The 4511-nt window shown below is 69.1% G+C and carries 6 protein-coding genes and 1 pseudogene; 4 read left to right on the top strand and 3 right to left on the bottom strand.

What is annotated here, in order from left to right:
• Positions 1–130: 130 nt before the first annotated feature.
• Positions 131–631 carry a carboxymuconolactone decarboxylase family protein gene (locus ACFU8Q_RS39440; RefSeq protein ID WP_384464433.1) on the bottom strand — a complete coding sequence of 167 codons (501 nt, stop codon included), beginning with the start codon at positions 629–631 and terminating at the stop codon, positions 131–133.
• Between the two features lie 92 nt (positions 632–723).
• On the opposite strand from ACFU8Q_RS39440, the gene ACFU8Q_RS39435 reads away from it, so the two are divergent.
• The 3 genes from ACFU8Q_RS39435 (at position 724) to ACFU8Q_RS39425 (ending at position 2550) form a co-directional block, all read left to right on the top strand.
• Positions 724–1647, top strand: a complete 924-nt coding sequence (locus ACFU8Q_RS39435) for a pirin family protein (protein WP_384464429.1) — start codon at positions 724–726, stop codon at positions 1645–1647.
• Positions 1648–1667: 20 nt separating this feature from the next.
• Positions 1668–2009, top strand: coding sequence for a GNAT family N-acetyltransferase (locus tag ACFU8Q_RS39430; RefSeq protein WP_384464426.1), 342 nt, complete (start codon positions 1668–1670; stop codon positions 2007–2009).
• A gap of 253 nt (positions 2010–2262) precedes the next feature.
• Positions 2263–2550, top strand: coding sequence for a hypothetical protein (locus tag ACFU8Q_RS39425; protein ID WP_384464423.1), 288 nt, complete (start codon positions 2263–2265; stop codon positions 2548–2550).
• A 2-nt stretch (positions 2551–2552) separates the two neighbouring features.
• Here the strand turns inward: ACFU8Q_RS39425 and ACFU8Q_RS39420 are convergent.
• Positions 2553–2744 (bottom strand): annotated as a pseudogene (locus tag ACFU8Q_RS39420) (beta-ketoacyl synthase N-terminal-like domain-containing protein); the annotation flags it as partial.
• A gap of 129 nt (positions 2745–2873) precedes the next feature.
• Positions 2874–3425, bottom strand: coding sequence for a GNAT family N-acetyltransferase (locus tag ACFU8Q_RS39415; protein WP_384464420.1), 552 nt, complete (start codon positions 3423–3425; stop codon positions 2874–2876).
• A gap of 48 nt (positions 3426–3473) precedes the next feature.
• Between ACFU8Q_RS39415 and ACFU8Q_RS39410 the strand changes: the two genes are divergently transcribed.
• Complete coding sequence (locus ACFU8Q_RS39410; RefSeq protein ID WP_384464417.1) at positions 3474–4094, top strand: TetR/AcrR family transcriptional regulator; 621 nt, start codon at positions 3474–3476, stop codon at positions 4092–4094.
• Positions 4095–4511: the final 417 nt, after the last annotated feature.

Here is a 4511-nt window from a genome sequence, read left to right as displayed (position 1 = left end):
CCAGAAGATCGGGCTTTCCCTCGTCCTGGCGGTGGCGCTGGCACTGCTCGCCACGGGCGCGGCGGTTCTGTGGCGACTCTCGGTCCCGGGTGCGGGGTGGGCCGCCGCGCCGTGAGCCGGGTCATGCGCTTCAGCGGGAGGGGGTCTCCCGTACCGGGTGCTTGCTCAGGATCGAGACCCGGTTGAAGGCGTTGATGGTGATGGCCACCCAGATCACCGCGGACAGCTCGTCGTCGCTCAGCGCCTCGTGGGCCTCGGCGTACGCCCGTTCCTGGGCAAGGGCGTCGGCGGGGTGGGTGGTGGCCTCGGCGAGAGCGAGGGCGGCGCGCTCCCGGGCGGTGAAGAGTTCGGTGTCGCGCCAGGCGGCGAGCACGCCGAGGCGCCGGGTGGTCTCACCGGCCCGCAGCGCGGCCCGGGTGTGCACGTCGAGGCAGTAGGCGCAGCCGTTGAGCTGCGAGACGCGGAGGTTGACCAGCTCGACCAGGATCCGGTCGAGACCCGCATCGGCGGCGGTGGTACGGACGGCGTCGGCCGTCTTCACCAGTGCCTGGTACGCGATGGGGTTCTGCTTGTCGAGGTGGATCCGTCCGGTGGACCGGAGGACTGCCGTGACCTGTGCCGTCTCGCTCACCCTGTGCTCCTTCTTCTGTTGCCGGGCGTTGTCGTCACGACTATTATCCTCCATGATTGTTGAAAGTAAAACTACATTGGAGGGGTCAGGAGATGGGTGACACAGAGGTCGAGGTCCTCACGGCCCGGGACGTCCCGCTGGGCGGCCCGCGCGCCATGACCGTACGCCGCACACTGCCCCAACGGGCCCGGACGCTCATCGGGGCCTGGTGCTTCGCCGACCACTACGGCCCCGACCTGGTCGCCGACTCCGGCGGCATGGACGTCGCCCCTCACCCGCACACCGGACTGCAGACCGTGAGCTGGCTCTTCACCGGCGGGATCGAGCACCGCGACAGCCTGGGCACCCACGCCTTCGTACGGCCCGGAGAGATCAACCTCATGACCGGCGGACGCGGCATCAGCCACACGGAGGTCTCCACACCCGACACCGCCGTCCTGCACGGCGTCCAGCTCTGGCTGGCCCTCCCCGACGAACACCGCCACGCCCCCCGCAACTTCCAGCACCACGCCCCTGAGCCGCTCCGCATCGACGGCGCCGAACTCAGGGTCTTCCTGGGCACACTGGCCGGCGAGACCTCCCCCGTCCGCACCTTCACCCCGCTCCTGGGCGCCGAACTCCTCCTCGACCCCGGCGCCACCGTCACCCTCGACGTCGACCCGGCCTTCGAACACGGCCTGCTCGTCGACGAAGGCGACGTCCACCTCGCCGGCGCGGTCCTCCACCCCGCCGAACTCGGCTACGTGGCCACGGGGCGGACGACTCTCACCCTCACCAACGCCTCGGACCACCGCGCACGGGCGGTCCTGCTCGGCGGCACGCCGTTCGGGGAAGAGATCGTCATGTGGTGGAACTTCATCGGCCGCAGCCACCAGGACATCGTCGAGGCGCGGGAGGAATGGGAGCAGGCCTCCGACCGTTTCGGCAGCGTCGACGGCTACCCCGGCGACCGGCTGCCCGCCCCCGCCCTGCCGAACGCCGTCATCGCACCCCGTAAGAACCCCTCCCACCACTGACCCCCACCGAAAGGACCGTCATGAGCGAGCAGACCACTACCCCCCTCGTCCGTCGCGTCGACGCCCGCCACCGCTACGAGATCCTCGTCGACGACAAGCGCGCCGGCCTGACCGCCTACCGCGACCGCGACGACCGGAGGGTCTTCTTCCACACCGAGATCGACGACGCCTACGCCGGCCAGGGACTCGCCGCGATCCTCGTCGAGCAGGCCCTGACCGACGTCCGCGCCTCCGGGATGCGGATCGTCCCCGTCTGCCCGTACGTGGCCAAGTTCCTCAAGAAGTACCAGGAGTTCACGGACATCACCGACCCCGTGACCCCCGAGATCCTCACGTGGCTCGACGCCCAGCTGGGACGCTGACGCCATCGAACAAACAGCTTGAGCTGACCGGGCAAGGCGCAAAGTGTGGACGGACGCGATGTGATCACGAGGAGTATGTGCGACCGCGGTCAGCCTTGAGCACACCAACATGCCTGCCGACACCGGCGAGGTGACCCTTGTGATGGCCCGCCGGGTGGAGCCCTGTTGGGGTGCGTATCGAGTCGTGATCAAATCGCCTGCTGCATAAGCCAATGGCGGCCGCCTGCGGCGACTCGCATGAGATCATCCGTCCATGAGCAGCGACCTGGAAGTAAGTGCTCTGGCGATCAATGTCACGATCCCGCAGGCGCTCCGCTGGACGGACACTCGACGCGGTGAAGCGTTCAGGCTGACCACACTCAACGTCCGGCTTCTCCCGGACGGTCACCTCGCCGTGAAGGCTTACGGCAGACCAGTCGGTGGTGGTCGGGGCGCATACGTCTCATTCCCCGTTCCCGAGAAGCCCGAACTGGCGGCCCTGGTCTCCGACGCTGCCAGCCGTGCCGGGGCGTTGTGGGCCGCCCATCATGGTCTCGGCTGATCTCAGGGCGCATATTGGGCGTGATCAGTCTGCGGGAACCGCCATCGCGGCGGAGCCTGCACCCCACCTGCGACGACCACGTCCACCCTCCCGCTGCAGATCAGATCCTGCCCCAGGGCGAGGGCCTCTACCCCGGACGCACAAGTACTCACCGGAGTCCTGGCGCCCTGCGGCGCCCCCCTGCCCGCGCGGTGTCGGACCCGCCCTGCTCACCCGGCCGCAGTCAGATGTCGGACCACGACTTCCGGAGTCCGCTGCACGTGAGTGAGCACCCACCGCGTTGGCCCACAGCCACCGCCGTGGGTGCGTGGCGGGGATTCCGGTCACTGGTGATGGTTTCGCCATTCGGGGGCGAGGATCGCCCACATCTGCTTGTCGTGACGGGTGCCGCCGTAGGGCCAGTACTCGCGTCGTACGCCTTCGAGCGTCATACCGAGCCGCCGGGCCACCGCGGAGCTGCGCTCGTTGTCGGCTCGGCAGTGCCACTCGGCGCGATGCATCCCCCGGGAGGCGAACGCCCACTCCAGCAGCGCGCGGCACGCCTCTGTGACCAGGCCATGCCCCTCGACGGCCGGCTCCAGCCAGCAGCCGATCTCGCAGGAACCGAAGTCGGCGTCGAAGTCCACGAACATCACGCCGCCGACCAGCGTTCCGTCGAGCCAGATACCGAAGATGCGGCCGCCGTCCGCGGCCTGACGCTCGGCGTACCGGCGCAGTGTGGCCCGCGCCCCGTCGAGGTCGTCGGTGACGAACCCCGGCCCGACCCACGGCCGGATGTGCTCGCGAGCCCGGTCCAGGTGGGCGGCGAACTCCTCGGCATGCCATATCTCCAGCGGGCGGAGGTGGGCGTTGTCCCGCAAAGAAAGGGAAAACACGATGACCCCATTCACATAACAAACGTTTCGGCTATGTACCGTAGCAGCATGCCACGCACCAAGGGGAACCACGAGGCTCGCCGACGCGACGTCTCCGAGGCGGTCTGGCGGGTGTTGGTCGCTCACGGCTTCGGTGGATTGACCATGCGAGCCGTCGCCGCCGAGCTCGATGCCACCACCGGCCTGCTCACCCACTACTTCCCCGCCAAACGCGACCTGGTTGCGTACGCCCTCGACCTGCTCGAACGGCGAAGTGCCTCCCGCCCCCGGCGCGCCGCCGACAAAGGCCTGTCCGCCGTGAAGGCCGCGCTGCTGGACATCCTGCCGCTGACTGACGAGGCCACCGACAGCAACCGGATCTGGGTGTCCTCCTGGGACGCCGCGCTCGCCAACCCCGAGTTGAGCGGCGATTACGCCCGCAAGTACGCGCAGAGCCGCGAAAAGCTGCGCGACCTGGTCGCCGCAGCCCAACAGCTCGGCGAACTGCCCGATGGCGACCCGGCCCGCATCGCGACCGGCGCCCAGTCCTTCGTACTCGGTCTGGTGGTACAGGCGCTGTTCGACCCCCCGGCGTTCCCACCCCACCGCCAGGCCGAGCTCCTTGATGACTACCTGGCCACGTTGACCTCCCCGCCCTCATCCGGTGGCGATCACGAGGTCCTGTCCTGACGGCCACGCGTCTCGGAAGAGTTGCCGGGACTCGCACGGCGGCCGACAGCGCGCCGTTCATCGGCCCCGACACCCGTGCGCTCACCTTGCGGTCCCTTCCCGAAGTCGCACCGTCACGAGCGGCCGTCCGCCGGTCGTCGCCACACCACCGCACCGCCCCTCGTTCCCGTCCGGCCACCGCCCTCGCCAGTCAGGTGCCACGTCGAACCGTTTCGCATGGGCACGCAGCATGCTTACGAATTGCGACGGGATGCGAACAGGCCGCGTCGCGCTTGCCGCGCGACGCTTGAGCGAGTGCACCTCGTGCACGTCACCGTCGTCGGTCCACTCCCTGCCAGACGTGACAACCCCGCCCGATGCGAACCTCACGATCGCCGGTTCGGCCAACCGGCGATCGTGGTCTATGAGCCCGACCAG

It is taken from the genome of Streptomyces sp. NPDC057543, from assembly GCF_042801895.1.
Taxonomy (GTDB): Bacteria; Actinomycetota; Actinomycetes; order Streptomycetales; family Streptomycetaceae; genus Streptomyces.
This window is presented reverse-complemented; position numbering and strand designations above follow the sequence as displayed.